This window comes from Mesorhizobium sp. P3_B5, from assembly GCF_056402815.1.
Genome location: NZ_JBFUGR010000002.1, coordinates 615143 through 641730 on the forward strand (window position 1 = coordinate 615143; position 26588 = coordinate 641730).

Consider the following 26588-nt stretch of genomic DNA (forward strand, 5'->3'; position numbering starts at 1 on the left):
GCTAGTACCCCGCGTCGCGATCGACAAGATTGTCGAGCTTTTCGCCGCGCTCATAGGCGGCCATCTGCCGAAGCATGATCGGTACCAGATGCACAGGATCGGAGGTCGCCGCCGCGTGCGGGGTCACGAACACTTTCGGATGGCCCCAGAGCGGACTGGTCTTCGGCAGCGGCTCGACCTCGAACACATCGAGGCTCGCTTCCTTCAGCGTGCCGTCGTCCAGCGCGCGCAAAATGTCGGCATCTTTTTGCAGCCGGCCGCGCCCGGCATTGATCAGCACCGCGCCGCCAAGGCCATTGCGCTTGCGCAACTCCTTCAGCACGCCATGATTGATGATGCCTTTCGTGTCGGGCGTCAGCGGCAACAGCACCACCAGGATGTCGGTGGCATTGAGGAAGGGAACCAGCCCGGCCTCTCCCGCATAGGTCGAGACACCTTTCATCGGCCGGTCCGTGCGCGACCAGCCATTGACCGGAAAGCCGAGCGACAATAGCACCGACGCCGCCGCGCGGCCGAGATTGCCGAGCCCCATAATGCCGACCGAAATGTCGCCGGCCGGCCGCTGCGGCGGCTCGTGCCAGATCTTCTTTGGCTGCTGCGACCGGTAGAGCATGCCCTGGCGGTGATGATCGAGCACCCGCCAGACGACATATTCGGTCATGTACTGGGTGAGGTTGTCGGCGACTACCTTGACGATCGGCACCTTGGGCAGGCCGGGGTCGGCGAAGATATGGTCGACGCCGGCGCCGATCGAGAAGATGGCGCGCAGATTGGGCAGCGACGCCAGAAGGTTCGGCTTCTGCTTCCACACCACCGCATAGGTGATCGACGGATCGCTGGCGCCGTCCGGCTCGAGCACCACCTCGCGTTCGGCCGACAAAAGTTCGCGCCAGCGCTGCGGATGAAAGCCGGTAACGGCAAGCAGGATGCGGCCTTTTTCCATCTTCGGGTTCTATTCCCTCTTGCGCAGTCTACTCGCTGACGATGCCAACCGGCGCCGTCTCGATTCTGAAGGCGGCCGAGATCAACGCCTTGGTATAGTCGGTCTGCGGCCGCTCGAAAATCTGTTCGGACGGGCCGGCTTCGACGATCCTGCCATTGCGCATGACGATGACGTCGTTGGCAAGGGCTCGGATGACTTTCAGGTCGTGGCTGATGAAGAGGTAGGCGAGGTCGTGCTTTGCCTGCAGGCTGCGCAAAAGGTCGACGACTTGCGCCTGCACGCTCATGTCGAGCGCCGAGGTCGGCTCGTCCAGCATGACGAAGCGCGGATTGAGCACCATGGCGCGCGCGATGGCGACGCGCTGGCGCTGGCCGCCGGAGAATTCATGCGGATAGCGGTTGCGGGTGGCGGCATCGAGGCCGACTTCGCCGAGCACGTCGACCACCCTCACGTCTCGCTGATCCGGCGACAGCTTCGGCTCATGGATCTTCAGCCCTTCCTCGATAATCTCCGAGATGGACATGCGCGGGCTGAGCGATCCGAACGGGTCCTGGAAGACGATCTGCAACTCGCGCCGCAGCGGTCGCATGGCGTTGAAGGTCAGCTTGTTGATGTCGCGTCCATTGAACTGAATGGTTCCGGTCGACGAGATCATCCTCGCCAGCGCCAGGCCGAGCGTCGTCTTGCCCGAACCGGATTCACCGACGACGCCAAGCGTCTGGCCGGCGCGCACGGTGACGTCGATGCCGTCGACCGCTTTCACATTGTCGACGGTGGTGCGGAAGAAGCCTTTCTTGATCGGAAACCAGACCTTGATGTCGTGGCCCGTCATCACCGGCTTGGCGGCAGCGTTGGCGGCCGGCGGCTTGCCTTTCGGCTCGGCCGCCAGGAGGTGCTTGGTATAGGCGTGTTGCGGGTTGGCGAAGATCTCTTTCGTCGGCCCGGTCTCGACGATCTTGCCCTTCGTCATCACGCAGACGCGGTCGGCGATTTTCCGGACGATGCCGAGATCATGGGTGATGAACAGCATCGACATGCCCTTGCGGCTCTTCAGCCCCGCCAGCAGTTCGAGAATCTGCGCCTGCACGGTCACGTCAAGCGCGGTCGTCGGTTCGTCGGCGATCAGCAACTCAGGCTCGTTGGCCAGCGCCATGGCGATCATGACGCGCTGGCGCTGACCGCCGGAAAGCTGGTGCGGATAGGCGTCGAGCCGTTTTTGCGGATCGCGGATGCCGACCTCGCTCAGCAGTTCCAGCGTGCGCGCGCGTGCCGGGCGATCAGCCATGCCCTGATGCAGTTTCAGGATCTCGACAATCTGCTGCTCGATCGTGTGCAGCGGATTGAGCGAGGTCATCGGCTCCTGGAAGATCATGGTGATCTTGTTGCCGCGCACGCTGCGCAATTGCTTCTCGTTCATCGCCAGCAGGTCGGCGCCCTGGAACAGGATCTTGCCCGAGGGATGGCTGGCGGTCGGATAGGGCAACAGCTTCAGCACCGACAGCGCCGAGACGGATTTGCCGGAGCCGGATTCGCCGACCAGTGCAACTGTCTCGCCCTTGGCGAGATCGAAGGAGATGTGGTCGACGGCCATCGACTGGTTGCCGCCTTGCGTGAAGGCGACGCTGAGATCGCGGACGGAAAGGAGAGGGGCGTCGCTCATCGGAACGCCTTGCGCGGGTCGAAAGCGTCGCGGGTCGCTTCGCCGACGAAGACCAGCAACGACAGCATCAGCGAAATGACGACGAAGCCGGAAATGCCCAGCCACGGCGCGTTGAGATTGCGCTGCGCCTGCTTCAACAATTCACCGAGCGAGGCAGAGCCGGGCGGCAGGCCGAAGCCGAGATAGTCGAGCGAGGTCAGCGTCGAGATCGAGCCTGAGAGCAGGAAGGGCAGGAAGGTCAGCGTCGCCACCATGGCGTTGGGCAAGAGATGCCGGAACATGATGGTGTGGTTAGGTACGCCGAGCGCGCGCGCGGCGTTGACATATTCGAAATTGCGGGCGCGCAGGAACTCGGCCCGCACCACGCCGACCAGCGCCACCCAGGAGAACAAGAGCATCAGACCGAGCAGGATGAAGAAGCCGGGCGGCAGGATGGCGGCGACGATCAGCAGCAGATAGAGCACCGGGATCGCCGACCAGATTTCGATGAAGCGCTGGAACAGAAGATCCGTCCAGCCGCCGAAATAACCTTGCACCGCACCGGCCGCGACGCCGATCAGTGCCGAGCCCAGCGTCAGGATCAGCCCGAACAGCACCGAGATTCTGAACCCATAAATGACGCGCGCCAGCACGTCGCGCGCCTGGTCGTCGGTGCCGAGCCAGTTCCAGTTGCCGACGACGCAGTTGGGGTCGGCAGCACCTTGCGGATACTGGTTGCAGCGTGTCTTGGCATCATAGAGCCAGGATGGCTTGGTGGGGGCTGCCTCGGGAATGGCGTTGTTGACGGTCTGGTAGGAGTAGCGCACCGGCGGCCAGATCATCCAGCCATTGCCATTGATCTCGTCCTGGATGACAGGGTCACGATAGTCGGTGACCGCGTAAAAGCCGCCGAACTTCTCTTCCGGGTAGGCGACCAGCACCGGAAACAGGATCTCGCCTTTGTAGGACACGATGATCGGCCTGTCGTTGGCGATCAGTTCGGAAAACAGCGACAGCACGAACAGGACAAGAAAAATCCACAACGACCAGTAGCCGCGCCGGTTGGCTTTGAAATTCTGCAGGCGCCGCTGGTTGAGCGGCGACAGCCACGGCCGAGGAATCCGCGCCGGCACAGCATCTGTGGCAGCTTGCGTCATCAGACGTCTCTCCGCTCGAAGTCGATGCGCGGGTCGACCCAGGTGTAGATCAGGTCGGACAAGAGCCCGACAAACAGGCCAAGCAACGAAAAGATGTAGAGGTTGGCAAACACCACCGGATAGTCGCGATCGATCACCGATTTGAAGCCGAGCAGGCCAAGGCCGTCGAGGGAGAATATGTTCTCGATCAGCAGCGAGCCGGTGAAAAAGGCCGAGATGAAAGCGCCGGGAAAGCCGGCGATGACGATCAGCATGGCGTTGCGGAAGACGTGGCCATAGAGCACCTGCCGCTCCGACAGGCCCTTGGCGCGTGCGGTCACCACATATTGCTTGCGGATTTCCTCGAGGAACGAATTCTTGGTCAAAAGCGTGGTGGTGGCGAAGGCCGACAGCACCAGCGCGGTCAGCGGCAAGGTCATGTGCCAGAAATAGTCCAGAATCTTGCTTGACCAGGACAGCTGGTCCCAATTGTCGGAGGTGATTCCGCGCAGCGGAAACCAGTCCCAGAACGATCCGCCGGCAAACAGCACCATCAGCATGATGCCGAACAGGAAGCCTGGAATGGCGTAGCCGACGATGACGACGCCGCTGGTCCATATGTCAAAGGGCGTGCCGTCCTTGACCGCCTTGCGGATACCGAGCGGGATCGAGATCAGGTAGGATAAAAGCGTGATCCACAGCCCGATCGAAATCGATACCGGCATCTTTTCCAGGATCAGGTCGAGCACCGAAATGTCGCGGAAATAGCTGTCGCCGAAATCAAAACGGGCATAGTTCCACAGCATCAGGCCGAAGCGCTCGAGCGGCGGCTTGTCGAAGCCGAACTGCTTCTCCAGCTTCTTGATGAATTCAGGATCGAGTCCTTGCGCGCCGCGGTATTTCGAACTGACATCGCCGGCCGGATCGAAATTGGCGCCGCCCGAATCGCCGCCGCCACTGCCGAGACGATCGCTGCCGCCCTGGTTGGTCAGCTTGGCGATGACCTGCTCGACCGGGCCGCCTGGAGCGAACTGGACGACCGCGAAGGACACCGCCATGATGCCGAACAGGGTCGGGATCATCAGCAGGATGCGGCGCAGTATATAGGCGCCCATTAGGCCCTCTGCCCTCGATGGGCGAACATCTCAGCCTTTGCCAATCTTTGCCGCCTTGCCCTTGTCCAACCACCACAGCGCTTCGACCGGAAAGCCGAAATCGGGTTTCTGCTCGGGAAAGCCGAACATGTCCCAATAGGCGCTTCGGTGATTCGCCAGGAACCAACTAGGAATCCAATCGCGCCGCGCACGCAAGGCCCGGTCGAGCGCCCGGACCGCAACCGTCAAGCTTTCTCGATCCTTGGCGGCGCCGACGGCGTCGATGAGTGCGTCGATGGCCGGGCTTGATACCCCCGACAGGTTGCGCGAACCGGAGACTTTTGCCGTGCTCGAATGGAAGAAGATTTCGAGATCGTCGCGGGTCGGCGTCGCCGAAAACGAGAAGGCGGCCGAGATCAGGTCGAAATCGAAGGTCGATTGCCGTAGCTGGTATTGCGCTGAATCGACCAACCGGATGGTGGCATCGATGCCGACGGCCTTCATATTGGCAACCCAGGGTGAGTAGACCTGCACGAAGGTTTCGTCATCGACCAGGAATTCGGCCGAAAGCCTTTCGCCCTTGTCGTTGGCGACGAAATCGCCGGACCGCTTCCAGCCGGCCTCGGCCAGAAGCTTCGCCGCCTTGCCCAGCAGTTTCCGGTCGCGGCCGGAGCCGTCGGAGACCGCCTGCACGACGGCTTCGCCGAAGACTTCCACCGGAAGCTGGTCGCGCAGCGGTTCCAGCAAAGCGAGCTCTTGCGGCGATGGCAGTCCTTCGGCGCGAAAGTCCGATTTCTCGAAGCAGGATTGCGAGCGCTCGTAGGAGCCGTAGAAGAAATTGCGCCGCGTCCATTCGAAGTCGAAGCAAAGTGCGATTGCTTGCCGCACGCGTGAATCGCGAAAATGTTCGCGCCTTTGGTTGACCGCGGTGGCCTGCATGGACGGCAATGTCTCGGCGGGGAATTCGTGTTTGATCACCTTGCCGGCGGTGAAGGCTGGAAAATCGTAAGCCGTCGCCCAGACGCGCGAGGTGAATTCCTCCCGGTAGGTGATCTCGCCTTTCTTGAAGGCTTCGAAGCCGGCCGTGCGGTCCTGATAGAACTCGATGCGGATACGCTCGAAATTGTTCTGGCCGCGATTGACGGGTAGATCCTTGCCCCAATAGTCAGCCACGCGCTCATATTCGATCCAGGCTCCCGCCGACCAGCGCCCGACCTTGTAGGCGCCGCAGCCGAGCGGTGGGTTCAGTTGCGAGGAATCGAAGGGATTGGCGGTGTAAAAGGCCTTCGACAGAATTGGGAACTCGACGATATTCAGGATGGTACGAGCCGACTGCTTGCCGGAAAAGGTCAGTCGTAGCGTGTGGGGACCGACGGCAACCGCATCCTCGAGATGCGTCAGCGATAGCGACAGGTCGGGATGGCCCTTGTCCTTGAACAGCTTGAAGCTGAAGGCGGCGTCTTCGGCGGTCAGCGGCGTGCCATCGTGGAAGCGTGCTTCAGGCCTGAGCGAAAACTCGAAGCTGTTGCGGTCATCAGCAATCGTCACGCCATCGGCGATCAGGCCATAGACGGCGTCCGGCTCGTCCAACGCCCTTGTCATGAGGGAATCGAAGCACATCCCCATGCGTGGCGGCGCGTCGCCCTTGACCGAGAAAGAGTTCAGCGTGTTGAAGGTCAAAGGGCTCTGGTTGTAACCCCAGTTGGGCGGCGAGAAATTGAAGGTGCCGCCTTGCGGCGCGTCAACGTTCACATAGTCGAAATGCGTGAAGTCAGGCTTGTATTTCAGATCGCCGAAGGCCGACAGGCCGTGCAGCTTCACGCTGGTCGGGATGGTGGCGAAGGCTCGACCTGGCAGAAGCGCAACGGCGGCTACAGCGCCGCCCAAGGCCAGGAAGTCGCGGCGGGGCAGCACCGCCATCAATTTCCGCCCTTGTATTTGGCCGCCAACGCCTTTTCCTTCTCGGGAATGATCCACCAGGAATCGGTGTCGGCGCCGATATAGGCGGGCTGCTTGTCGGGGATGCCGAACTTGTTCCAGTAGGCCAGCCACACCACCGGGCGGTGCCATTGCGGCACGACATAATAGCTCCACAACAGAACCCGATCGAGCGCATGGGTGGCGGCGACGAGATCGTCGCGGTCGGTGGCGAAGATGATGCGGTCTACCAGCGCATCGACAATCGGATCCTTGATGCCCACCAGGTTGCGTGAGCCGTGCGTGTCGGCAGCCTTCGAGCCCCAGAATTCGCGCTGCTCGTTGCCGGGCGAATCCGATTGGCCGAACAGGCCCGTGACAACGTCAAAATCGAAATTGGTGACGCGGTTGATGTACTGGGACTGATCGACGATGCGCAGTGTAGCGTCGATGCCTATCTTGCGCAGATTGGCCATATAGGGGCTGGCGATCACCTGGTCGGTGTCGTTCCAGCCGAGGATTTCGAACTTGAACGGCTCGCCGGTCTTGGCGTTGACCATCTTGCCCCCCTTGATCACCCAGCCGGCCTTTGCAAAGAGATCGACCGCCTGTTTGAGGTACTTCCGTTCCGCTTGCGGTGTATCGTAGACGGGCAGCTTGAAGTCCTGGGTGAAGAGTTCGGGCGGCAGCTTGTCGCGATACGGCTCGAGGATTTCCAGCTCCTTGCCTTGTGGCAGCCCGCTCGACGCCAATTCGGTGCCCTGGAAATAGCTTGATGTACGGGTGTTGAAACCGAAGAACAGGGTACGATTCATCGTCTCGAAATCGAACGGCAAGGTCAGTGCCTCCCGCACCAGGCGGTCCTGGAACAGCGGCCGCCGCTGGTTGAGTACGAAGCCCTGCATCGGCTGTGGCGACTGGCTCTGGAAGTCCTTCTTGATGACGTCGCCGGCCTGGATTGCCGGGAAGGTATAGGCCGTCGCCCATTTGCGCGAGCTGTACTCGCGGTTGATGTCTTCGAACCCGCCTTTGGTGAAGGCCTGCCAGGCGGCATTGTCGTCGAGGATATAGGTAAACCGTTCGCGGTCGAAATTGTTACGCCCCACATTGATGCCAAGGCCCGCCGCCCAGTAATCGGGGACCCGCCGCCAGACGACTTCCGAGCCAGGTTTGAAACTCACGATCTTGTAAGGCCCTGAGCCGAGCGGGATTTCGAGGCTTGGCTGGGTGATGTCGCGCTTCTTGCCGTTGGCGTCGGTGCCTTCCCACCAGTGCTTCGGCAGCACCACCACATCCGCCATGATCAGTGGCAGCTCACGATTGCCTTTTTGGTCAAAGCGGAACTCGACTTCCCGATCTGAAACGGCGACCGCTTCCGTGACATTGGCAAAATAGCGGTTGAACTGCGGGCTTTCCTTTTTCAGGAAATTGAATGACCAGATCACGTCATCGACGGTGATCGGCTGGCCATCGTGCCATCTGGCGCGCGGGTCGAGCCGATACGTCGCAGATGAGAAATCTTCCGGGTACTTGTAGGCCTCGGCGATTTCGGGGTGGTTGGTGCTACCCTCGTCAATGGATTTCGCCATCAGCGACTGGTAGAGCAGGCCGCCCTGATAGTTCAACCCTGCGGCAGGGGTGCCGCGAGCAATGAACGGGTTGAAGCTGTCAAACGTGCCCAACACCACCGAATTCAGCGTGCCACCCTTTGGCGCGTCCGGGTTGACGTAGTCGTAGTGCTGGAAATTGTCGCCGTATTTGGACTCGCCGATCAGCGAGGAGGAAGTCCGCCATTCGTCAGAGGAGGCCGCCTGCAGGCCGCCGGCGAGCGTGGCCACGATCAGCATCGATCTGAAAAGCGTCCGGCCAACCGTCATGCGTTTCCTCTCTGCGGTGCGTTCGCGGACAGTCTAGATGATTTGACGTCCGTGAAAACCGCGACAGACCGGCTTTGTCGCCGCAAATGCATCATCCCTAACAAAAAAGCCGGGCTGAACCCGGCTTTTTCAAGGAAGTGTCTATTACAATTTCGTTATTTGGCAGGCGCCGCCGGCGCGGCAGCTTCGGCCGGCTTGGCGGGGGCTGCACCTTCCGCTGGCTTGGCCGGCGCCGTTGCGTCGGCGGCCGCACCCGGTGCCGGCAGCGGCTTCGGGCTGTCCGACAGCGTGCGCAGATAGGCGATGACGTTGGCGCGATCCTCGTCCTTGGGCAGGCCGGCGAACCCCATCGCCGTGCCCTTCACGAACTTCTTCGGCGAGGTGATGAAGTGGTTGATGTTGTCGTAGGTCCACTTCTCGGTGCCGCCCTTGGAGAACTCCTTCATGCCGGCCGAATAGGCAAAGCCCTCATGCTCGGCCACCGGACGGTCGATCAGGTCCCACAGATCGGGACCGACCTTGTTGGGGCCGCCCTTTTCGCCGGAATGGCAGGCCTGGCATTTCTTGAAGACGGCAGCACCTTGCTCGACATTGGCGGTGGCCAAGAGATCGGCGATCGGCTTGGCCGCTTCGGCAGGGGCGGCCGGGCCGCCTTCAGCCGGCTCTGCCGCCTCGATGGCGAAGCCGGGCTTTTCCGGCGCAGGCGAGGCGAACAGTGCGTCGGACACCAAACCGACCGAGAAGACCACGAAACAAGTTCCCAGCAATCCGGCGAGCAGTTTGTTGACTTCGTTGGAATCCATACGCCCCAGGCTCCCTTTTCCGGCGGACCTCTCCGTCCACGCGTCCGTCGGTATCGTGACCCACCCCGCGGAGCCGGTCAAATCGGGCGGAAACTAGGTCTTTTGCTCAGGCGTTGCAACACCTATAAGGGCGCTTCCAGTGAGACCTTTTGCCACTTTCCCCCTCCTCTTTTCGAACGCCTGCTGACTTCATGTCCACGCTCATCCTCATCCCGGCCCGCATGGCCTCGACCCGCCTGCCGGGCAAGCCGTTGGCCGACATTGCCGGCGCGCCGATGATCGTCCATGTCGCCCGCCGCGCCGCCGAGGCCGGGCTTGGCCGGGTGGTGGTGGCAACCGACACGCAAAGCGTGGCCGAAGCGGTGCGCGCGCACGGTTTCGAGGCGGTGATGACGCGGATGGACCATGAGTCGGGTTCGGACCGTATCTTCGAGGCGCTGACCGCGCTCGACCCCGGCCGCAAGGTCGAAACCATCGTCAATGTCCAGGGTGACCTGCCGACCATCGACCCTGAGATCATCGGCGCGTCGCTGAAGCCGTTCGAGGATGCGGCCGTGGACATCGCCACGCTCGGCGTCGAGATCGTCCGCGACGAGGAAAAGACCAACCCGAACGTCGTCAAGATCGTCGGCTCGCCGCTGTCTTCGACGCGGCTCAAGGCGCTCTATTTCACCCGCGCCACCGCCCCCTGGGGCGACGGGCCCCTCTATCATCACATTGGCCTCTATGCCTATCGCCGCGCAGCGCTCGAGCGCTTCGTTGCGCTGAAGCCATCGCCGCTGGAGCGGCGCGAGCGGCTGGAGCAGTTGCGGGCGCTGGAAGCCGGCATGCGCATCGACGCCGAGATCGTCCAGTCGCTGCCGCTGGGCGTCGACACGCCGCACGATCTCGAACGCGCCAGATCGATCCTTTCAACCTGAGAAATTTTGCGTCATGCCTGAAAAGACCAACAGAATATCCTTCCAGGGCGAGCCGGGCGCCAATTCCGACACCGCCTCCCGCAACGTCTATCCCTCGATGGAGCCGTTGCCGTGCCCGACCTTCGAGGATGCGTTCAACGCCGTCGAGACCGGCAAGGCTGATCTGGCCATGATCCCGATCGAGAACACCATTGCCGGGCGCGTCGCCGACATCCACCATTTGTTGCCGGAATCGAAGCTGCACATCGTCGGCGAATATTTCCTGCCGATCCATTTCCAGCTGATGGTGCTGCCGGGCGTCAAGCGCGACGAGATCAAGACCGTGCACAGCCACATCCATGCGCTCGGCCAATGCCGCAAATACATCCGCAAGAATGGCTGGAAGGCGATCGTCGCCGGCGATACCGCGGGTGCCGCCAAGCTGGTTGCCGAGGTCAAGGACCGCACCATGGCGGCGTTGGCGCCGGCGCTGGCCGCGAGCCTCTACGGCCTCGACATCATCGAGGAAAATGTCGAGGACACCGATAGCAACGTCACCCGCTTCGTCGTCCTGACCAAGAACAAGCAATGGGCCGAGCGTCCGTCGCCCGACACCAAGATGATGACGACCTTCATCTTCCGCGTCCGCAACGTGCCGGCCGCGCTCTACAAGGCGATGGGCGGTTTCGCCACCAACGGCATCAACATGACCAAGCTGGAGAGCTATCAGCTCGGCGCGTTCACGGCGACGCTGTTCTATGCCGATATCGAGGGTCATCCCGATGATCCGCTGGTGAAACTGGCGCTCGAGGAGCTGCGCTTCTTCTCCCGCGAAATGCGGATCCTGGGTGTCTATCCCGCCGCCAATTCGCGCGAGGAATGGAAAGTCGCGGACTAGGCCTGCTGAGGTTCACGGTGTGGGTACTCAACACAGCATGGTCAGGGCTTGCTCAGCCGCTGATCGTTCCCTCGCGGGAAAAATTCGCAGATCGATCGACGAGAAAGACAACGACGTCCGAGTCCGTGGTCGCCGTCGCGGTAAGCGCGGCTTCATCGGCGCCGATCATCACCGCCGTGTGCGTTGCGGCCTCCTGTTGGCCAACTGAAACCTTGCCGCGAAAAACGTAGAGCCAGCGATCGAAGCCGGGCATTGACGGCAGGTCGACACGCCTGCCCGCCGACAGGTGAGCATCGTAGAGAGTGATGGCCTGGCGAACGAAGCTCGGCGCTGCCGATCCGGCCGGCCCGGCCAGCAGCCGCCATCGATCGTTTCGCTTGCCTTCATCCAGATCGATGAACTGAACGCCCGGTTCCAGGTTCGCCGCCTCGGGCCGGACGAAGATCTGCAGCATCTCGATCGGATCGTCGCCGACCACTTCCTCTTCGTGCGAGAAGCCGCGGCCTGCGTTCATCACCATCAATCGATCGGGTGATATGACTTCGCTCCTGCCGGCCGAATCGGTGTGGCGCATTCGGCCCGAGCGCATGTAGCTGATGATCTCGTCATTGCGATGTTCGTGCATCCTGACGACAAGGCCGGGTTGCAGCCGGGCGTGGTCGATAATTCCAAGCCCGCCGAAACCCGAATCATCGCGTTGCCCCAGCGAAATACCCGGGCGGATTCGACGGAGCTGGAACGGGCCGGATGCCCTGACCAGATGGGTATCCGGCGAGATGACGCCAGTCCCTTTGATGGCAGTTGCTTCCGTGGCCATGTTCCTTGCTCCTCGGCTTCGTTCGGGCTTGATATCGGCTACGCCTGAATCGGCGGCAGCACGTCGGTGAACAGCAACTGGATGAGCTTCTGCCCGCTTGGCGTGCCCCAGTTCTGGGCGAGTTCCGCGATCATGGTGTTGGTCGCCGTCAGAATGACGCCGGCGTCCTGCATGCGGCGGCGGGACATGTCCTCGGAAAGTTCATATGGCGAACCCGAAGCGTCCATGACGGCTTGCACGTTGTAGCCCTCGGCAACGGCGTCGATGGCTGGAAAGACAAGGCAGACGTCGGTGGTGACGCCAGCCATGATCAGGTTCTTGCGTCCCGTCGCTTCGACCGTTGCCTTGAAGTTGGCGTCGGTCCATGCGTTGACGACGCCTTCGCGCTTGACGCGCTTGGCGAACGCGTCGGGAAGGATCTCCTGCAGTTCCGGCAGCAACGGACCCTGCAGTCGGTCTTCCTGGCTCGAGGTCAGCACGGTCGGTATGCCCAGGACGCTTGCAGCTTTCGCCAGCGCCAGCGACATGCGCTTGGCCTGCTCGACGTCGATGTTCTTGATCAGCTGCATCGTGCCGACCTGGTGGTCGATCAGCAGAAGCGCGGAATTCTCAGGCGTGAAATTCTTGGACATGATGTGATCTCCTTGGGAGCGTCATCGCTCGCCAAAGGATTTATGAATGAAACGAACACCGCGGAAGACTTGAAAAATACCCATGTCATGTTCCACAAATGGAACATGACAACGTTTGGAGACTTCGACGGCCTCGCGCTGTTTGTTCGCATCGTCGAGGCTGGCGGGCTGGCGGCCGCCGAACGTGCGACGGGCATCCCGAAGGCTACGCTGTCTCGCCGCCTATCGGCGCTGGAACAGGCTTTGAACGTTCGGCTGGCCCGGCGCACGAAGAGGGGCGTCGTGCTGACCGAGCAGGGCCAGCAGCTTTTCGACCGCAGCCGGACAGCTTTCACGCTCGCCGAAGAAGCCGTCGCCGAGGTTCAGGACGAGCGGGTAGCGCTGTCGGGGAGAGTGCGTCTGTCACTGCCGCCCGACATGGCCACGGCAGTGCTTGCTCCAGCCTTGATCCAGTTCAAGACCCGATACCCGGACGTCATGATCGAAATGACGCTTGAAGACCGCAGAGTATCCCTGATCGAGGAAGGATACGATCTCGTTGTCCGCATGGGGTCGGTCGCGGATTCCGCGCTGGTCTTCAGGAAGATAGCGACCTTGCCGCGAATGCTGGTCGCCAGTCCGGACTATCTGGCGGCACATCCCGATCTGAAGGGCCCGCTGGACTTGAAGGATAGTCCTGCGCTGGCGATCCGTCGTGATCTGGTCGAATGGGATTTGCGCAACCATGCCGGCGTGACAACCGCGGTGAGTCCCAGGATCGGCTTTGCGGCAAACCGGCAGACCATACTGATCGATGCCGCGATTGCCGGGCTCGGCGTCGCCAATCTGCCCATTTTCATGGTCGAGGCCGCATTGAAATCCGGTGCACTGGTCCGTGTCCTGCCGGACTGGGAACCGTCTCCCGTCGAGATGACAGCGCTTTGGCAGAAGGACAGGATCACCGGCCGCTTGATAAAAGCGATCGTTGCCGAGTTTTCCGAAGCGTTCAAGGACGGGCGCTCACCGCGTTAGCCCACGGCAACTAGGGATGCCGAAAGTGCTCTAGACAAGCAGGCCCAGCGGCACGTAGTCGATTTCGAGAAACGCCGTGACTTCCGGCACCCAGCGGTCGCGCACGAAGGCGACGTGGTCGGGATGATCATTGTATCTCGTATAGGCCGCCTGATCGACGAACTCCATCGAGAAGCCGAAGTGATAGTCGTTCTTGGGGCTGACCTGCCGCAGCGGCTCGAAATGCGTAACGCCCTTGATCGCGCTGAGGATTCTCTTGGCGTCGGTGAGGAATCTTTTTTCCTCCAGTGAGTGTGGCGGATGCTTCAGCGTGAAGACGACGGTGTGACGGATCATGTTCGTACTCCTGCGATATTTCTCGTTTCGCTATCGACCCAGGCGCGGATCAAGTGATGCGCGATCGCGCCTTTCGGCGGCGTGACCAGGTTGTCCTTGTGCGTCCTGTCCAGCATCAGCCGCACCTCATCGCGGAAAAACCAGCGGCAGTCTTCGAGTTCGTTGAGGTCGGCCTGGATGTCGTCGTTGAGCGGCTCGCCGAAGCAGCCGATCATCAGCGAATAGGGGAACGGCCAAGGCTGGCTGGCGTGGTAGACGACGCGGCCGAGCCGGATGCCGGCTTCCTCCAGCGTCTCGCGGCGCACCGCCGCCTCGATCGTCTCGCCCGGCTCGATGAAGCCGGCAAGCGCGGAATACATGCCCGGCCCAAAATGCCGGCCGCGGCCAAGCAGGCATTTTTCCGGGGTGACGGTCAGCATGATCGCCACCGGGTCGGTGCGTGGGAAATGCTCGGTGCTGCAATTTGGGCAGTGGCGCTTGTAGCCGCCGGCCCGCATGTCCGACTGGGTGCCGCATTTGCTGCAGAAGCGGTGGCTGGCATGCCAGGCGAGCAAGGCAGCGCCTTGCGCCAGCGCGCCGGCAGCCGCCTCGTCGATTAGCCCTTGCATGTAGACCGAGCGATAGTCGATGGCCTTGATGGTTTCGGGAAGCTGCTCGGACTCGATCGCGACCGGCACGGCCAACACCGGGCCGCTTTCGGAAAAGCCGAGCAGAACGCCCTGTTCGGGCGAGGGTTTGAGCGGTCGGCTCTCGGCCAGATGGAACCACGGATCGAAGTTGCCATCCCTGAGCTTCAGGTGAAGCCGGCCGCCATGCATCAGCAAAAGCCGTGCTGAGGGGTCGGCCAGCGCCTTCTCGACGGAATCGTCGGCACGGTTCTCGGACTGCCGGTCGATGGTGTTGCCGGCAAAGCCGACGAACTGGCTCGGCTCGCGCAAGGGCGCGTCAAACAGGCGGAAGGTCATTCAGGGGACTCGAAGGCTGGGATTGGCACGGACAGGCTTATAACGCCGCCTTGATCTGTTGCGCAAACTTGCGGATGTCGGAGCGCTGATAGGGTTCACGCATGCCGTGCCCCCACACCGGCCCCGGCCAGCCGGGATCGCCTTCCGAGCGGGCGATGACATGGACATGCAGCTGGCGCACGATATTGCCGAGCGCGCCGGTGTTGATCTTGGTGCAGCCGGTCACCTTTTTCAGCGCCTGCGCCACCATGTTGGTCTCGAAGGTCAGCATCGCCTGGTCGAGCGGCGTCAGGTCGTGGATTTCCTCCGAGCCTGGCCGCTGCGGCACCAGAAGCAGCCACGGCCAGCGGCAGTCGTTCATCACGCGCAATTCGCACAGGCCGAGCCACATCAGCTGCTCGCTGTCCACCTCCAGCCTGGAGTCGAGTGTGAATCCGGCCTTGAGGCCCGGCAGCATCGGCGTTTCCTTCAATTTTGCGGCTTTTTTCAAACTTGTGAACGCTAGAGCGGCTGCAAGAGGGCTGCAAGCGAATCATTGATCGGTCGCGGTTCGCGATGCGGATTCTCGTGTGCACTTGCATTTCATCGCGCAATTGCCGATATGGAACGCGGGAGGTTGGTGGTGGACGATCCACTCGCCAACCGGGTCAGGTCCGGAAGGAAGCAGCCCTAACGAGCCCGGAACGGGTCATTGTTCCAGCCTCCCACCTCATCGGCCCCTCTCGCGACATTGACGACGCATTGCAGCGCGGGCGAGACTATTAGCAGGAATCGGCCACCCTCGGACGCGGCCTTTTGGAGCTTTACGGGCGAATGAGCGAAGCCGGAAATTCGGGCCCAGAAAACCTGGATAAGCAAAAGGCCGGCGCCTATCGCGTTCTGGCGCGCAAATACCGTCCTTCCAATTTCTCCGAACTGATCGGCCAGGAGCCGATGGTTCGCACGCTGACCAATGCCTTTGCCACCGGCCGCATCGCCCAGGCCTGGATGCTGACCGGCGTGCGCGGTGTCGGCAAGACGACGACGGCGCGCATCCTGGCGCGGGCGCTGAACTACAAGACATCAAGCGTCGATCAGCCATCGATCGACCTTGCGGTGCTCGGCGAGCATTGCCAGGCAATCATGGAAGGCCGCCATGTCGACGTGATCGAGATGGACGCCGCCTCGCACACCGGCATCGACGACATCAGGGACATTATCGAGCGCGTGCGCTACGCGCCGGTGTCGGCGCGCTACAAGGTCTACATCATCGACGAAGTGCACATGCTCTCCACCCAGGCCTTCAACGGCCTGCTGAAGACGCTGGAAGAGCCGCCGCCGCACGTCAAATTCATTTTTGCCACCACCGAAATCCGCAAGGTGCCGATCACCGTTCTGTCGCGCTGCCAGCGCTTTGACCTCAGGCGTATCGATGCCGGCGCGCTGGTCGCGCATCTCGCCTCGATTTCGGCCAAGGAAGGCATTGCCGTCGACGACGACGCACTGGCGATGATCGCGCGGGCCGCCGAGGGCTCGGCGCGCGATTCGCTGTCCATCCTCGACCAGGCGATCGCCCATGGCGGCGGCGCGGTCAGCGCCGAAGCGGTGCGCTCCATGCTGGGCCTGGCCGACCGCGCCCGCATCGTCGACCTGTTCGAGCATGTGATGAAGGGTGATGTGGCGGCGGCGCTGGCCGAATTCCGCAACCAGTACGACACCGGCGCCGACCCGGCCGCGGTGCTGACCGACCTTGCCGAATTCAACCACCTCGTCACCCGGCTGCGTTTCGTGCCGACCGCGCTCGACGACGCCTCGCTGTCCGAGGATGAGCGTGCGCGTGGCGCCGACTTCGCCAGGACGCTCTCGGTCCGGGTGCTGTCCAGAACATGGCAGATGCTGCTGAAAGGCATTCCAGAGGTGCAGTCTTCCAACCGGCCGGTCAGCGCCGGTGAAATGGTGCTGATCCGGCTGGCGCACGCCGCCGACCTGCCGACGCTGGACGAGGCGCTGCGGTCGCTGGAGGGTGTTGCGCCGGCCTCGAATGGCGCGCCACGCTCGAACGGTGCGCCGGCAGGCACCGGCAATGGCGGCGGCACCAGCGCTGTGGCGCAGACACGGATGCCGACGCCTGGCGGTGGTGCGCAGACCATGCGGCTGGTCGAGACCGAGCCGATGCCTGCCGCCTTTGTTGCACCGCCCGAGCCTGTCGCGGAAGTGCCGCCGGTGCTGCTGAAATCGCTGGCCGACATCGCCGCCCTTGCCGACGCCCAGCGGGACATCGCCTTCAAGGTGCTGGTCAAGCGCTGCATGCGCCTGGTGCGCATCGAGCCAGGCCGCATCGACCTCAGCCTGACCGACGATGCGCCAAAAATGCTGCTCAACGATCTGACCACCAAGCTGCGCGCCTGGACAGGCCGCAGCTGGCTGGTGTCGTTGTCGAAGGAAACCGGCGGCCAGACGCTGGCCGAGATGGAATCGACCAAACGCGAGAACGCTTTCCTGGATGCCAAGAGCGACCCGACCGTCGCTGCCATCTTGGCGCGCTTTCCCGGCGCCAAGATCATCGACGTGCGCATTCCAGACGCGCCGGAAGTCGACACGGACAAGACCGAAGTGCCGGTCGAGCCGCCGGCCGATGACGACGAGACCTGACAAACCAGACTCTGCAAAGGATCGGATCAATGAAAGATCTTCTCGGCCTGATGGGCAAGGCGAAGGAAATGCAGGCCAAATTCCAGGCCATGCAGGACGAGATCGCCACGCTGGAAGCCACCGGCGTGGCCGGCGGCGGCCTGGTCGTCGTGACACTGACCGGCAAGTTCGAGATGAAGTCGCTGAAGATCGATCCGTCACTGTTCAAGGAAGACGAGGTCGAGATTCTCGAAGACCTGCTTCTGGCCGCCCACAATGACGCCAAAAATAAGGTCGAGCAAATCATGCAGGAGAAGACCAAGGCGCTGACGGCAGGCTTGCCGATACCGCCTGGGATGAAACTGCCATTCTAAGCCGGCGGCAACCAGTTAATTGATTGTGAAGGAAAATTCGCTTCCAGCCGTGGTCTTAACGGTTTCCCCAGGAGTGTTCACGGCGTTGTTTCCAAGCATTCATAAAGTTTTACCCAAGCTGCACGAATGCTAATCCTTTAGCCATCTTTTTGCCTTTAAGAGTCTCATTCTTGCCACATCTCGGGGCGGGCTGGCATCTGGAAATGAGGCAATTTTGTTGATCGCGACGCGATGGAAGACGCCGCTGATACTCGGCGTTATCACCTCTCCGCTGTTTCTGGCCGGTTGCAGTCAGACCACCCACAGCATGTCGGTCGCCAGCCTGACCGATGCTATCACGCCCAGTTTTCTGAGCCGCCCGTTCGGCCACACCCCGAAGGACAAGGAGTGCCTGGAACGGGCGATGTTCTTCGAGTCCAACCGTTCGAGCCGTGACGGCATGATCGCCGTCGGCACCGTCGTCATGAACCGGCTGCGCTCCGGCCAGCATGGCAGCACCATCTGCGACGTCGTCGGCGAGCCAGGCCAGTTCGCGCCCGGCGTGATGACGCGGCCGATGAATTCCAAGGCGATGCCCGATGTCGAGGAAGCCGCCGAGGCGGTGCTCAAGGGCGAGCGCAAGGCCAAGCTCAAGAACACGATGTATTTCCACACCGCCGGCCTGCGCTTCCCTTACAAGAACATGCACTACACGATGGTCGCCGGCGGCAACGCCTTCTACGAAAAGCGCGGCCGCAACTGGCAGCCGCTGCCGGACGAGCCAACGACCATGGTTGCCTCCGCCGAGCCAAAGGCGCCGGTGCCTGCCGCGCCGGTTACGCTTGTCGCCTCAGCAGAGCCGGTATTGCCTGCCAAGGCCACAGCCGCCAAGGCAACCTATGTGACCGCCGGCGTGGCGCAGCCTGTGAAGTCCGCAAGGGTGAGCCCTGTCAAGCCGGCCCTCATTAAGCCCACCGCCAAGCCGACAATGGTGGCGTTGCAGGAGCCCATGCAGGAGCCGGACGCCGCCCGTTTCGGCGGACCCGCGAGCCCGCAGATCATCACCTCGTTCCCGGCTGCGTCGCAGCAAGCGGCGATGGCGTTTGAATCGACACCGGAGAACACCGACGCCGTCGCCGCGATGATCGTCGGCCAGGAAGCAAACTAGGCGGCGGCGTTCGATCGCCGCGTCCTTTGCGCGTTGATACGTTCCAAAGCGCGTCAAAAAATCCTAAACCGGTGCGATGTCCAAGCGAATCGCCGGTCCCGAGATTGAACGCCTGATCCAGCTCCTGGCCAAGGTGCCGGGGCTCGGTCCGCGTTCGGCCAGGCGCGCTGCCCTCCACCTCATCAAGAAGAAAGAGCAGTTGCTGTCGCCGCTCGCCGCCGCCATGAGCGAGGCGGTCGACAAGGTGCGCATCTGCTCGACCTGTGGCAATGTCGATACGTCCGACCCTTGCATGATCTGCACCGATCCGCGCCGTGACGCCGCTACGCTCATAGTCGTCGAGGATGTCTCCGACCTGTGGGCGCTGGAGCGGGCCGCCGCCATGAACGTGCGCTACCATGTGCTCGGTGGCACGCTGTCGCCGCTCGACGGCATCGGTCCCGAACAGCTCAACATCCGCTCGCTGGTCGACCGCGTCGCCGGCGGCGAGGTAAAGGAAGTGATTCTCGCCGTCAACGCCACCGTCGAGGGCCAGACCACCGCGCATTACCTCACCGACCAGCTTTCCGGGTTCGAGATCAAGGTGACCCGGCTGGCGCATGGCGTGCCGGTCGGCGGCGAACTCGACTATCTCGACGAGGGAACGCTGGCCGCCGCACTTCGCTCGCGGACGGCGTTTTGACGCAATTGGCGGGCAGGGAATGCGAATGAAGCCTGCTTCTGTGAAATCGGCCCTTGTTTTTTTCTGCCTCGCTTTGATGTTGGTCGTCTTGGCCGCCCCCGCCTCCGCCGCGAAAATCGACGACCAGTTCCGCGCCTGGCTGCAAAACAATCTCTGGCTGGAAGCCAAGGCCAAAGGCATCTCCAAAAGAACCTTCGATGCCGCCTTCGATGGCGTGACGCCCAACCTCAAGCTTCCCGACCTTGTCCTGCCTGGCCAGAAAGCGACGACGCCGCAGAAGCAGCACCAGGCCGAGTTCGGTTCGCCCGGCGCCTATTTCGCCGAAAAGACCGTGCGCGCCGTCACATCAGGCGGGCGCACGCGCGAGGCTGCCAACGCCAAGACATTGGCGGCCATCGAGAAACGCTACGGCGTGCCGGGTGAGGTGCTGCTGGCGATCTGGGGTCGCGAGACCGGCTTTGGCGCGGCAAAGATGCCTTACGATGCCTTCGAGGTGCTCGGCACCAAGGCCTTCATGTCGACCAAGAAGGACTTCTTTCGCACCGAACTGCTGGCCGCACTCGAGATCGTCGAGCGCGGGCTGGCCCCGGTCGGCGCGATGAAATCGTCATGGGCCGGCGCGCTCGGACAGCCGCAGTTCATGCCGACCTCGTTCCTGAAACATGCCGTCGATTTCGATGGCGACGGCCGCGTCGATATCTGGAATTCGACCCCGGACACGCTGGCCTCGATCGCCAACTACCTCGTCCACTATGGCTGGGTGAAGGGCCGCGGCTGGGGTTTTGAAGTGACGGTGCCGGAAAGCGTCTCCTGCTCGCTCGAAGGTCCGGACCAGGGCAAGAAGATTTCCGAATGGGCGGCGATGGGCATCAAGCGCGTCGGCGCAAAACCGTTCCCGGCCAGCGAACTGAAGGCCGAAGGCTTTCTATTGATGCCGGCCGGGCGCAGCGGCCCAGCCTTCATCGCCACGCCCAATTTCTACGTGCTCAAGCAATACAACACCAGCGACCTCTACGCCCTGTTCATCGGCCATGGCGCCGACCGCATCGCCCATGGCGACAGCGATTTTTCCGGCAGCTGGGGTGCCGTCGGCGGCCTCTACCGTTCCGACATTGCTGGCCTGCAGCGAGCGCTGGAGGCCAAAGGATATGATGTCGGCAGCGCCGACGGCTTGCCCGGTTTCAAGACGCGCCGCTCGATCGGTGAGTGGCAGGCCAAGAACGGCCGCGCCGCCACCTGTTTTCCTGACGCCGATCTGGTCGCAGCGCTGAAGTAGTCACGAAAATTAGCAGATTTTTCCCGATTGGCGGCTTCAATTAGCCGGCATGTGCGTCGACCTGACCCTGCCCATTCTGGTCCAATAAGCTGTCGTGCAAATGCTCGTTGCCGGCTTGGAAGTCGCCGGATATGGTGTTGACCAATTGGACAAAAACCACGACGGTAAGGGGTTAGAGGGCCGTCGTTCAGCCCCGGAATTAATTCTGCAGCCTGAGCCGGGAACTCAGGTCAACAAGACCAACAAAACAGGGAACAATCAAAATGATGATGGAAAAGTTTGCTCTACGCTCGCGCGTCCTGCTCGCGGTGCAGCCATGTCCGCGCTGCTGCTGGCCGGCGCGCCAGCTGGCGCGGTCACGCCCGCCGACACGCTGGTCGAAGGTTTCGCGATCGACGACATCATCTCCATGGATCCGGGCGAGGCGTTCGAGCTGTCGACCGCCGAGGTTACCGGCAACACCTATGATCTGCTTGTCCGCCTCGACCTTAGCGACACGTCCAAGGTCAAGCCTGATCTCGCCGACAGCTGGACCGTCTCTGACGACGGCCTGACCTACACCTTCAAGCTCAAGCCTGGCCTGAAATTCGCCTCCGGCAACCCGATCACCGCGGCCGACGTCGCCTATTCGTTCGAGCGGGCCGTCAAGCTGGACAAGAGCCCCGCCTTCATCATCGGCCAGTTCGGCATCAGCGGCGACAACGTCACTGAAAAGGCCAAGGCAGTCGATGACGCGACCTTCCAGTTCACTGTCGACAAGGCCTATGCGCCGAGCTTCGTCTTGAACTGCCTGTCGGCAACCGTCGCTTCGGTCGTCGACGCCAAGCTGGTCAAGGAACATGTCGCAGCCGTAACGCCGAGCGCCGACTACAAATGGGACAACGACTTCGGCAATGCCTGGCTGAAGACCGGCTATGCCGGCTCCGGCGCCTTCAAGCTGCGCGAATGGCGCGCCAACGAGGCGGTGGTGCTGGAACGCAACGACAATTATTTCGGCGAAAAGGCCAAGCTTGCCCGCGTCATCTATCGCAACATGAAGGAAAGTTCGGCCCAGCGCCTGGCGCTCGAAGCCGGTGACATCGACGTTGCCCGCAACCTCGAGCCGAACGATCTCGACGCCATCGCCAAGAACGCCGATCTCGCCACCACCAGCGCGCCGAAGGGCACGGTCTATTACATCAGCCTCAACCAGAAGAACCCGAACCTTGCCAAGCCCGAGGTTCGCCAGGCCTTCAAATATCTGGTCGACTATGATGCGCTGAGCACGACCATCCTCAAGGGCATTGGCGAAATCCACCAGGCCTTCCTGCCCAAGGGCGACCTTGGCGCCATTGATGACAATCCCTTCAAGCTCGACGTCGCCAAGGCCAAGGAACTTCTGGCCAAGGCCGGCCTGGCGGATGGCTTCAGCGTCACCATGGACGTGCGCACCGGCCAACCGACAACCGGCATGGCGGAATCGATCCAGCAGACGCTGGGACAGGCCGGCATCAAGCTCGAGATCATTCCCGGCGACGGCAAGCAGACGCTGACCAAGTATCGCGCCCGCAACCACGACATTTATATCGGCAATTGGGGCCAGGACTATTTCGATCCGAATTCGAATGCCCAGACCTTCGCCTCGAACCCGGACAATTCGGATGCCGGCAAATCCCATACGCTGGCCTGGCGCAACTCGTGGGACATTCCGGATCTGACCAAGGAGACGGAAGCTGCACTGCTGGAGAAGGACGCCGGCAAGCGCGCCGAAATGTACAAGGATCTCGAGCAGAAGGTCCTCGACACCAGCCCCTTCGTCATCATTCACCAGCAACTGGAAGTGGTTGGCCTGCGCAAGAACCTCAAGAACCTCGTGCTCGGACCCAGCTTCGACACCAACTTCGTCGGGCCGGTCTCCAAGGAATAGCGTTCGCGGACGCGCCGCATGAGCGCGGTTGAAAACCAAGTGGCGGCGCGGCGCGGTAGCGCCCGCGCCGTTGCTGTCGCATCATTCGCTGGCCGCTTCCTGGTTATCGCGATAACGACCTATCTCGGTCTTCTCGCGGTCACCTTCTTCATTGGCCGTGTCATCCCGATCGACCCGGTGCTGGCGGTGCTCGGCGACCGGGCGCCTCTCAATGTCGTCGAGCGCACACGCCGCGAGATGGGTCTCGACCTGCCCCTGGTCGAGCAATTCTATATCTATGTGAAGAACGCCCTGAACGGCGATTTCGGCACCTCGGTGCTGACCACCAATCCGGTCATGACCGACATCCGCCGTGCCTTTCCTGCGACGATCGAACTGGCGACGCTGGGAACCTTGATTGGTTCCCTGCTCGGCGTGCCGCTCGGCGTGCTGGCCGCAGTGCGGCGTGGCAGCATCATCGACCAGATTGTGCGCATCGTCGGCCTGATCGGCTATTCCGTGCCGATCTTCTGGATCGGGCTGCTGGGTCTGGTGCTGTTCTACGCCAAGCTGAAATGGGTCGCCTTTCCCGGTCGCCTCGACGTCGTCTACGAATACACCTTCACGCCGATCACCGGCTTCTATCTCCTGGATGCGCTGTGGCAGCGGCAATGGGATGTCTTCTATGACGCCTTCCGCCACATCATCCTGCCGGCAGGACTGCTCGGCTACTTCTCGCTCGCCTACATCAGCCGCATGACGCGCTCGTTCATGCTCAATGAACTCGCCCAGGAATACATCGTTGCGGCGCGCGCCAAGGGCCTGTCGGAAACCCGCATCATCTGGCGCCATGCGTTGCGCAATGCCGCCGTGCCGATGGTCACCGTGATCGCGCTTTCCTATGCCGGGTTGCTCGAAGGCTCGGTGCTGACCGAGACGGTGTTTTCGTGGCCTGGCATCGGCCTCTACATCACCAATTCGCTGCAGAATGCCGACATGAACGCCGTGCTCGGCGGCACCATCGTTATCGGCTCGGTGTTCATCGCCATCAATCTTTTGTCCGATCTGCTCTACCGCGTGCTCGATCCAAGGACCAAGGCAGGATGAGCACCGAGGTGATCCAGAGCCGTCGCGACTGGCTGCTCAGCGAGCGGCCAGCCTCGCGCATGCAGGCCAGGCTCGGCCGCACTTACGTGGCGTGGCGGCGCTTTTCCGCCAATCGGCTGGCGTTTCTCGGCCTGCTCATCATCATCGCGCTGTTGGTGGTCGCGGGCCTTGCCGATGTGCTGGCGCCCTATTCCCCGACATTCGGCGACCTCAAGAATTCGCGGCTGCTGGCGCCAAGCGCCGCGCACTGGTTCGGCACGGACGACCTTGGCCGCGACATCCTCTCGCGCATCATCTTCGGCTCGCGATGGACGCTCTATGTCGTCATCCTTGTCGCTGTCATCGCCGCCCCGATCGGCCTGCTGGTCGGCACCGTAGCCGGCTATGCCGGCGGCTGGACCGACGCCATCCTGATGCGCATCACCGACATCTTCCTCGCTTTCCCGAAGCTGATCCTGGCGCTGGCCTTCGTTGCCGCCCTTGGCCCCGGCATCGAGAACGCGGTTCTGGCCATCGCCATCACCTCATGGCCGCCCTATGCCCGCATTGCGCGCGCCGAAACGCTGACCGTGCGCAATTCCGATTACATCAAGGCGGTGCAATTGATGGGCGCTTCGCCGTTCCGCATCGTTTTGCGCCACATCATGCCGCTCTGCATCTCCTCGCTGATCATCAGGGTGACGCTCGACATGGCCGGCATCATCCTGACCGCCGCCGGACTCGGCTTCCTCGGCCTCGGCGCGCAGCCACCGCTTCCCGAATGGGGCGCGATGATCGCCTCGGGCCGTCGCTTTGTGCTCGATCAGTGGTGGGTGGCCGGCGCGCCCGGCTTCGCCATCCTCATCGTCAGCCTCGGCTTCAACCTGCTCGGCGACGGCCTGCGCGACGCGCTCGATCCAAGGAGTGGCGAGCAATGAGCGGCGACCGTGCGCTTCTCGAGGTCGACAATCTGCGCGTCACCTTCCCGACCCGCACCGGCCTGATCGAGGCGGTGCGCGGCGTCTCCTTCTCGCTTGGCCGCGAGCGGCTGGGCATTGTCGGTGAAAGCGGCTCGGGCAAGTCGCAGACCGGCCGCGCCATTATGGGCCTGACCCCGCCGCAGGCCCTGATATCGGCCAACAAGCTCGCTTTTGACGGCATCGACCTGCTCGGCGTCTCGCCGCGCGAACGAAGGGCCATGCGGGGAAAACGGATCGCCATGATCCTTCAAGACCCCAAATACTCGCTCGATCCGGTGATGAGCATCGGCCGCCAGATCGTCGAGACGCTGCGGACGCATGAGAAGGTCGGCAAGGCCGAGGCGCGCGACCGCGCGCTCGCCATGCTGGAGGCGGTGCAGATCCGCGACCCGGCCCGCGTCTTCGACCTGCATCCGCATGAAGTCTCCGGCGGCATGGGCCAACGCGCCATGATCGCCATGATGCTGATCGCCGGACCGGAAATGATGATTGCCGACGAGCCGACCTCGGCCCTCGACGTCACCGTCCAACTCGACGTGCTCGGAATTCTCGACCGGCTGGTCAGCGAGCGCGGCATGGGGCTGATCTTCATCTCGCACGATCTGCGCCTGGTCTCGTCCTTCTGCGACCGGGTCATCGTCATGTATGCCGGCAAGGTGGTCGAGCAGCTGAAGGCGTCCGAGCTCCGCGACGCCCAACATCCTTATACGCGCGGCCTGCTCAACTGCATGCCCAGGATAGGCTTCGAACGCCACCCGCTGCCGGTGCTCGACCGCAAGCCGGAGTGGGCGGCATGACAGCAGCGATTGCCATCGACGGGCTCGAGGTGATCTTCGACCGCTTTCGCGCGCTGAAAGGCGTCAGCCTCGAAGTCAGGTCAGGCGAATCTTTTGGCCTGGTCGGCGAATCTGGCTCCGGGAAATCGACGCTGCTGCGGGCAATCGCCGGCCTCGCGCCGGTCGCTTCAGGCGGCATCACCGTCAACGGCAAGAAGCTTGGGCTGCGCCGCGACAAGGCTTTTTACCGCGAAGTGCAGATGGTCTTCCAGGACCCCTACGGCTCGCTGCATCCGCGCCAGACGGTCGACAGGCTGCTGCAGGAGCCGCTCGCCATCCATGGCTTCGCCGATGGCGAAAAGCGCATCCAGCAGGCGCTGGACGAGGTCGGCCTCGGCAACGGTTTCCGCTTCCGCTATTCGCATCAATTGTCGGGCGGCCAGCGCCAGCGCGTCGCGATCGCCCGCGCCCTGATCCTCGAACCCTCGATCCTTTTGCTCGACGAACCGACCTCGGCGCTCGACGCTTCGGTGCAGGCGGAGGTGCTCAACCTGCTGGAAGAAATCAGGCGGCGGCGCAAGCTGACCTTCCTGATGGTCAGCCACGACCTCGCCATCGTCACCCATATGTGCGAGCGGCTGATGGTGATGCAGAACGGCGAGGCAGTCGAGAATCTAACCGCGAGCCAGCTGATCGGGCACCGCGTGACGAAGGATTATACGCGCAACCTGCTCAGGGCGAGTGAGGGGTTTGTGAGGACCGTTTGAATTCGCTTCTTTCTGCCCACTGCGTTCTGGGGTTTCCT

The 26588-nt window shown here is 62.4% G+C and carries 24 protein-coding genes, 1 other RNA gene and 1 pseudogene; 14 read left to right on the forward strand and 12 right to left on the reverse strand.

Features of this window, described 5'->3' with window-relative positions:
- Position 1 precedes the first annotated feature (1 nt).
- The 7 genes from AC1DVW_RS07895 to AC1DVW_RS07925 all read right to left on the reverse strand — a co-directional run bounded on the left by AC1DVW_RS07895 (position 2) and on the right by AC1DVW_RS07925 (position 9409).
- Complete coding sequence (locus tag AC1DVW_RS07895; protein WP_477241508.1) at positions 2–943, reverse strand: 2-hydroxyacid dehydrogenase; 942 nt, start codon at positions 941–943, stop codon at positions 2–4.
- Positions 944–971: 28 nt separating this feature from the next.
- A complete protein-coding gene (locus AC1DVW_RS07900) occupies positions 972–2603 on the reverse strand; it encodes an ABC transporter ATP-binding protein (RefSeq protein WP_477275525.1) in 1632 nt (543 codons plus the stop codon).
- Entirely contained in the window at positions 2600–3739 is a 1140-nt protein-coding gene (locus AC1DVW_RS07905; protein WP_477241512.1) for an ABC transporter permease, read from the reverse strand. Before AC1DVW_RS07905 ends, AC1DVW_RS07900 begins: the two co-directional genes overlap by 4 nt.
- On the reverse strand, positions 3739–4833 hold the full coding sequence (locus AC1DVW_RS07910) for a microcin C ABC transporter permease YejB (protein WP_477241514.1): 1095 nt from the start codon (positions 4831–4833) through the stop codon (positions 3739–3741). The genes AC1DVW_RS07905 and AC1DVW_RS07910 overlap by 1 nt, the downstream gene beginning before the upstream one ends.
- 30 nt (positions 4834–4863) lie before the next feature.
- The gene (locus tag AC1DVW_RS07915) at positions 4864–6732 is read right to left on the reverse strand and encodes an extracellular solute-binding protein (RefSeq protein WP_477322265.1); all 1869 of its coding nucleotides are present in this window, start codon (positions 6730–6732) and stop codon (positions 4864–4866) included.
- Complete coding sequence (locus AC1DVW_RS07920) at positions 6732–8606, reverse strand: extracellular solute-binding protein (RefSeq protein ID WP_477322266.1); 1875 nt, start codon at positions 8604–8606, stop codon at positions 6732–6734. Before AC1DVW_RS07920 ends, AC1DVW_RS07915 begins: the two co-directional genes overlap by 1 nt.
- A 155-nt stretch (positions 8607–8761) precedes the next feature.
- Entirely contained in the window at positions 8762–9409 is a 648-nt protein-coding gene (locus AC1DVW_RS07925; RefSeq protein ID WP_477275515.1) for a c-type cytochrome, read from the reverse strand.
- Positions 9410–9600: 191 nt separating this feature from the next.
- On the opposite strand from AC1DVW_RS07925, the gene AC1DVW_RS07930 reads away from it, so the two are divergent.
- Positions 9601–10329, forward strand: coding sequence for a 3-deoxy-manno-octulosonate cytidylyltransferase (locus tag AC1DVW_RS07930; protein WP_477275513.1), 729 nt, complete (start codon positions 9601–9603; stop codon positions 10327–10329).
- Between the two features lie 13 nt (positions 10330–10342).
- A complete protein-coding gene (locus AC1DVW_RS07935; RefSeq protein WP_477322267.1) occupies positions 10343–11206 on the forward strand; it encodes a prephenate dehydratase in 864 nt (287 codons plus the stop codon).
- A 52-nt stretch (positions 11207–11258) separates the two neighbouring features.
- Here AC1DVW_RS07935 and AC1DVW_RS07940 read toward each other — a convergent pair whose 3' ends face one another.
- Entirely contained in the window at positions 11259–12023 is a 765-nt protein-coding gene (locus tag AC1DVW_RS07940; protein ID WP_477322269.1) for a pirin family protein, read from the reverse strand.
- A gap of 38 nt (positions 12024–12061) precedes the next feature.
- Positions 12062–12655: an isochorismatase family protein gene (locus AC1DVW_RS07945; protein ID WP_477322270.1), complete on the reverse strand. Its 594-nt coding sequence runs from the start codon at positions 12653–12655 to the stop codon at positions 12062–12064.
- A 105-nt stretch (positions 12656–12760) separates the two neighbouring features.
- Here AC1DVW_RS07945 and AC1DVW_RS07950 point away from each other — a divergent pair, with 105 nt between their 5' ends.
- Entirely contained in the window at positions 12761–13666 is a 906-nt protein-coding gene (locus tag AC1DVW_RS07950; RefSeq protein ID WP_477322271.1) for a LysR substrate-binding domain-containing protein, read from the forward strand.
- 30 nt (positions 13667–13696) lie between these two features.
- Here AC1DVW_RS07950 and AC1DVW_RS07955 read toward each other — a convergent pair whose 3' ends face one another.
- Genes AC1DVW_RS07955 through AC1DVW_RS07965 form a run of 3 tightly spaced genes read right to left on the reverse strand, consistent with a single transcriptional unit; the run spans position 13697 to position 15424 of the window.
- Positions 13697–14002: a Dabb family protein gene (locus AC1DVW_RS07955; RefSeq protein WP_477241532.1), complete on the reverse strand. Its 306-nt coding sequence runs from the start codon at positions 14000–14002 to the stop codon at positions 13697–13699.
- Positions 13999–14967, reverse strand: coding sequence for an NAD(+) diphosphatase (gene nudC, locus AC1DVW_RS07960; protein WP_477241534.1), 969 nt, complete (start codon positions 14965–14967; stop codon positions 13999–14001). The genes AC1DVW_RS07955 and nudC overlap by 4 nt, the downstream gene beginning before the upstream one ends.
- Before the next feature lie 37 nt (positions 14968–15004).
- Positions 15005–15424: an HIT domain-containing protein gene (locus AC1DVW_RS07965; protein WP_477241536.1), complete on the reverse strand. Its 420-nt coding sequence runs from the start codon at positions 15422–15424 to the stop codon at positions 15005–15007.
- Positions 15425–15578: 154 nt separating this feature from the next.
- Between AC1DVW_RS07965 and ffs the strand changes: the two genes are divergently transcribed.
- The 11 genes and pseudogenes from ffs to AC1DVW_RS08020 all read left to right on the forward strand — a co-directional run bounded on the left by ffs (position 15579) and on the right by AC1DVW_RS08020 (position 26550).
- Positions 15579–15675, forward strand: an RNA gene (gene ffs / locus AC1DVW_RS07970) — signal recognition particle sRNA small type.
- A gap of 105 nt (positions 15676–15780) precedes the next feature.
- Positions 15781–17598 carry a DNA polymerase III subunit gamma/tau gene (locus AC1DVW_RS07975; protein WP_477322273.1) on the forward strand — a complete coding sequence of 606 codons (1818 nt, stop codon included), beginning with the start codon at positions 15781–15783 and terminating at the stop codon, positions 17596–17598.
- 29 nt (positions 17599–17627) lie between these two features.
- Positions 17628–17951 (forward strand): YbaB/EbfC family nucleoid-associated protein, encoded by a 324-nt coding sequence (locus AC1DVW_RS07980; protein WP_258604934.1) that lies wholly within the window; start codon positions 17628–17630, stop codon positions 17949–17951.
- Between the two features lie 217 nt (positions 17952–18168).
- A complete protein-coding gene (locus tag AC1DVW_RS07985; protein WP_477241540.1) occupies positions 18169–19098 on the forward strand; it encodes a cell wall hydrolase in 930 nt (309 codons plus the stop codon).
- Between the two features lie 76 nt (positions 19099–19174).
- The gene (gene recR, locus AC1DVW_RS07990) at positions 19175–19780 is read left to right on the forward strand and encodes a recombination mediator RecR (RefSeq protein ID WP_477241542.1); all 606 of its coding nucleotides are present in this window, start codon (positions 19175–19177) and stop codon (positions 19778–19780) included.
- A gap of 76 nt (positions 19781–19856) precedes the next feature.
- Positions 19857–21056, forward strand: coding sequence for a lytic murein transglycosylase (locus tag AC1DVW_RS07995; RefSeq protein ID WP_477322658.1), 1200 nt, complete (start codon positions 19857–19859; stop codon positions 21054–21056).
- A 263-nt stretch (positions 21057–21319) separates the two neighbouring features.
- Positions 21320–22962: pseudogene (locus tag AC1DVW_RS08000) on the forward strand (ABC transporter substrate-binding protein).
- Positions 22963–22980: 18 nt separating this feature from the next.
- A complete protein-coding gene (locus tag AC1DVW_RS08005) occupies positions 22981–24048 on the forward strand; it encodes an ABC transporter permease (protein ID WP_477322274.1) in 1068 nt (355 codons plus the stop codon).
- Positions 24045–24965, forward strand: a complete 921-nt coding sequence (gene nikC / locus AC1DVW_RS08010) for a nickel transporter permease (RefSeq protein ID WP_477322276.1) — start codon at positions 24045–24047, stop codon at positions 24963–24965. The genes AC1DVW_RS08005 and nikC overlap by 4 nt, the downstream gene beginning before the upstream one ends.
- A complete protein-coding gene (locus AC1DVW_RS08015; protein WP_477322277.1) occupies positions 24962–25804 on the forward strand; it encodes an ABC transporter ATP-binding protein in 843 nt (280 codons plus the stop codon). The genes nikC and AC1DVW_RS08015 overlap by 4 nt, the downstream gene beginning before the upstream one ends.
- Complete coding sequence (locus AC1DVW_RS08020) at positions 25801–26550, forward strand: ABC transporter ATP-binding protein (RefSeq protein WP_477322279.1); 750 nt, start codon at positions 25801–25803, stop codon at positions 26548–26550. Before AC1DVW_RS08015 ends, AC1DVW_RS08020 begins: the two co-directional genes overlap by 4 nt.
- Positions 26551–26588: the final 38 nt, after the last annotated feature.

Excerpts from the sequence above, each read along its gene's own strand:
- AC1DVW_RS07955 (WP_477241532.1), bottom strand. The coding sequence starts at position 14,002 with ATGATCCGTCACACCGTCGTCTTCACGCTGAAGCATCCGCCACACTCA.
- AC1DVW_RS07895 (WP_477241508.1), bottom strand. The coding sequence starts at position 943 with ATGGAAAAAGGCCGCATCCTGCTTGCCGTTACCGGCTTTCATCCGCAG.
- AC1DVW_RS08015 (WP_477322277.1), top strand. The coding sequence starts at position 24,962 with ATGAGCGGCGACCGTGCGCTTCTCGAGGTCGACAATCTGCGCGTCACC.
- AC1DVW_RS07940 (WP_477322269.1), bottom strand. The coding sequence starts at position 12,023 with ATGGCCACGGAAGCAACTGCCATCAAAGGGACTGGCGTCATCTCGCCG.
- AC1DVW_RS07965 (WP_477241536.1), bottom strand. The coding sequence starts at position 15,424 with ATGCTGCCGGGCCTCAAGGCCGGATTCACACTCGACTCCAGGCTGGAG.
- AC1DVW_RS08020 (WP_477322279.1), top strand. The coding sequence starts at position 25,801 with ATGACAGCAGCGATTGCCATCGACGGGCTCGAGGTGATCTTCGACCGC.
- AC1DVW_RS07905 (WP_477241512.1), bottom strand. The coding sequence starts at position 3,739 with ATGACGCAAGCTGCCACAGATGCTGTGCCGGCGCGGATTCCTCGGCCG.
- AC1DVW_RS07930 (WP_477275513.1), top strand. The coding sequence starts at position 9,601 with ATGTCCACGCTCATCCTCATCCCGGCCCGCATGGCCTCGACCCGCCTG.
- nikC (WP_477322276.1), top strand. The coding sequence starts at position 24,045 with ATGAGCACCGAGGTGATCCAGAGCCGTCGCGACTGGCTGCTCAGCGAG.
- AC1DVW_RS07925 (WP_477275515.1), bottom strand. The coding sequence starts at position 9,409 with ATGGATTCCAACGAAGTCAACAAACTGCTCGCCGGATTGCTGGGAACT.
- AC1DVW_RS07945 (WP_477322270.1), bottom strand. The coding sequence starts at position 12,655 with ATGTCCAAGAATTTCACGCCTGAGAATTCCGCGCTTCTGCTGATCGAC.
- AC1DVW_RS07975 (WP_477322273.1), top strand. The coding sequence starts at position 15,781 with ATGAGCGAAGCCGGAAATTCGGGCCCAGAAAACCTGGATAAGCAAAAG.
- nudC (WP_477241534.1), bottom strand. The coding sequence starts at position 14,967 with ATGACCTTCCGCCTGTTTGACGCGCCCTTGCGCGAGCCGAGCCAGTTC.
- AC1DVW_RS07910 (WP_477241514.1), bottom strand. The coding sequence starts at position 4,833 with ATGGGCGCCTATATACTGCGCCGCATCCTGCTGATGATCCCGACCCTG.
- AC1DVW_RS07950 (WP_477322271.1), top strand. The coding sequence starts at position 12,761 with ATGACAACGTTTGGAGACTTCGACGGCCTCGCGCTGTTTGTTCGCATC.
- AC1DVW_RS07980 (WP_258604934.1), top strand. The coding sequence starts at position 17,628 with ATGAAAGATCTTCTCGGCCTGATGGGCAAGGCGAAGGAAATGCAGGCC.
- recR (WP_477241542.1), top strand. The coding sequence starts at position 19,175 with ATGTCCAAGCGAATCGCCGGTCCCGAGATTGAACGCCTGATCCAGCTC.
- AC1DVW_RS07920 (WP_477322266.1), bottom strand. The coding sequence starts at position 8,606 with ATGACGGTTGGCCGGACGCTTTTCAGATCGATGCTGATCGTGGCCACG.
- AC1DVW_RS07900 (WP_477275525.1), bottom strand. The coding sequence starts at position 2,603 with ATGAGCGACGCCCCTCTCCTTTCCGTCCGCGATCTCAGCGTCGCCTTC.
- AC1DVW_RS07935 (WP_477322267.1), top strand. The coding sequence starts at position 10,343 with ATGCCTGAAAAGACCAACAGAATATCCTTCCAGGGCGAGCCGGGCGCC.
- AC1DVW_RS07995 (WP_477322658.1), top strand. The coding sequence starts at position 19,857 with ATGTTGGTCGTCTTGGCCGCCCCCGCCTCCGCCGCGAAAATCGACGAC.
- AC1DVW_RS08005 (WP_477322274.1), top strand. The coding sequence starts at position 22,981 with ATGAGCGCGGTTGAAAACCAAGTGGCGGCGCGGCGCGGTAGCGCCCGC.
- AC1DVW_RS07915 (WP_477322265.1), bottom strand. The coding sequence starts at position 6,732 with ATGGCGGTGCTGCCCCGCCGCGACTTCCTGGCCTTGGGCGGCGCTGTA.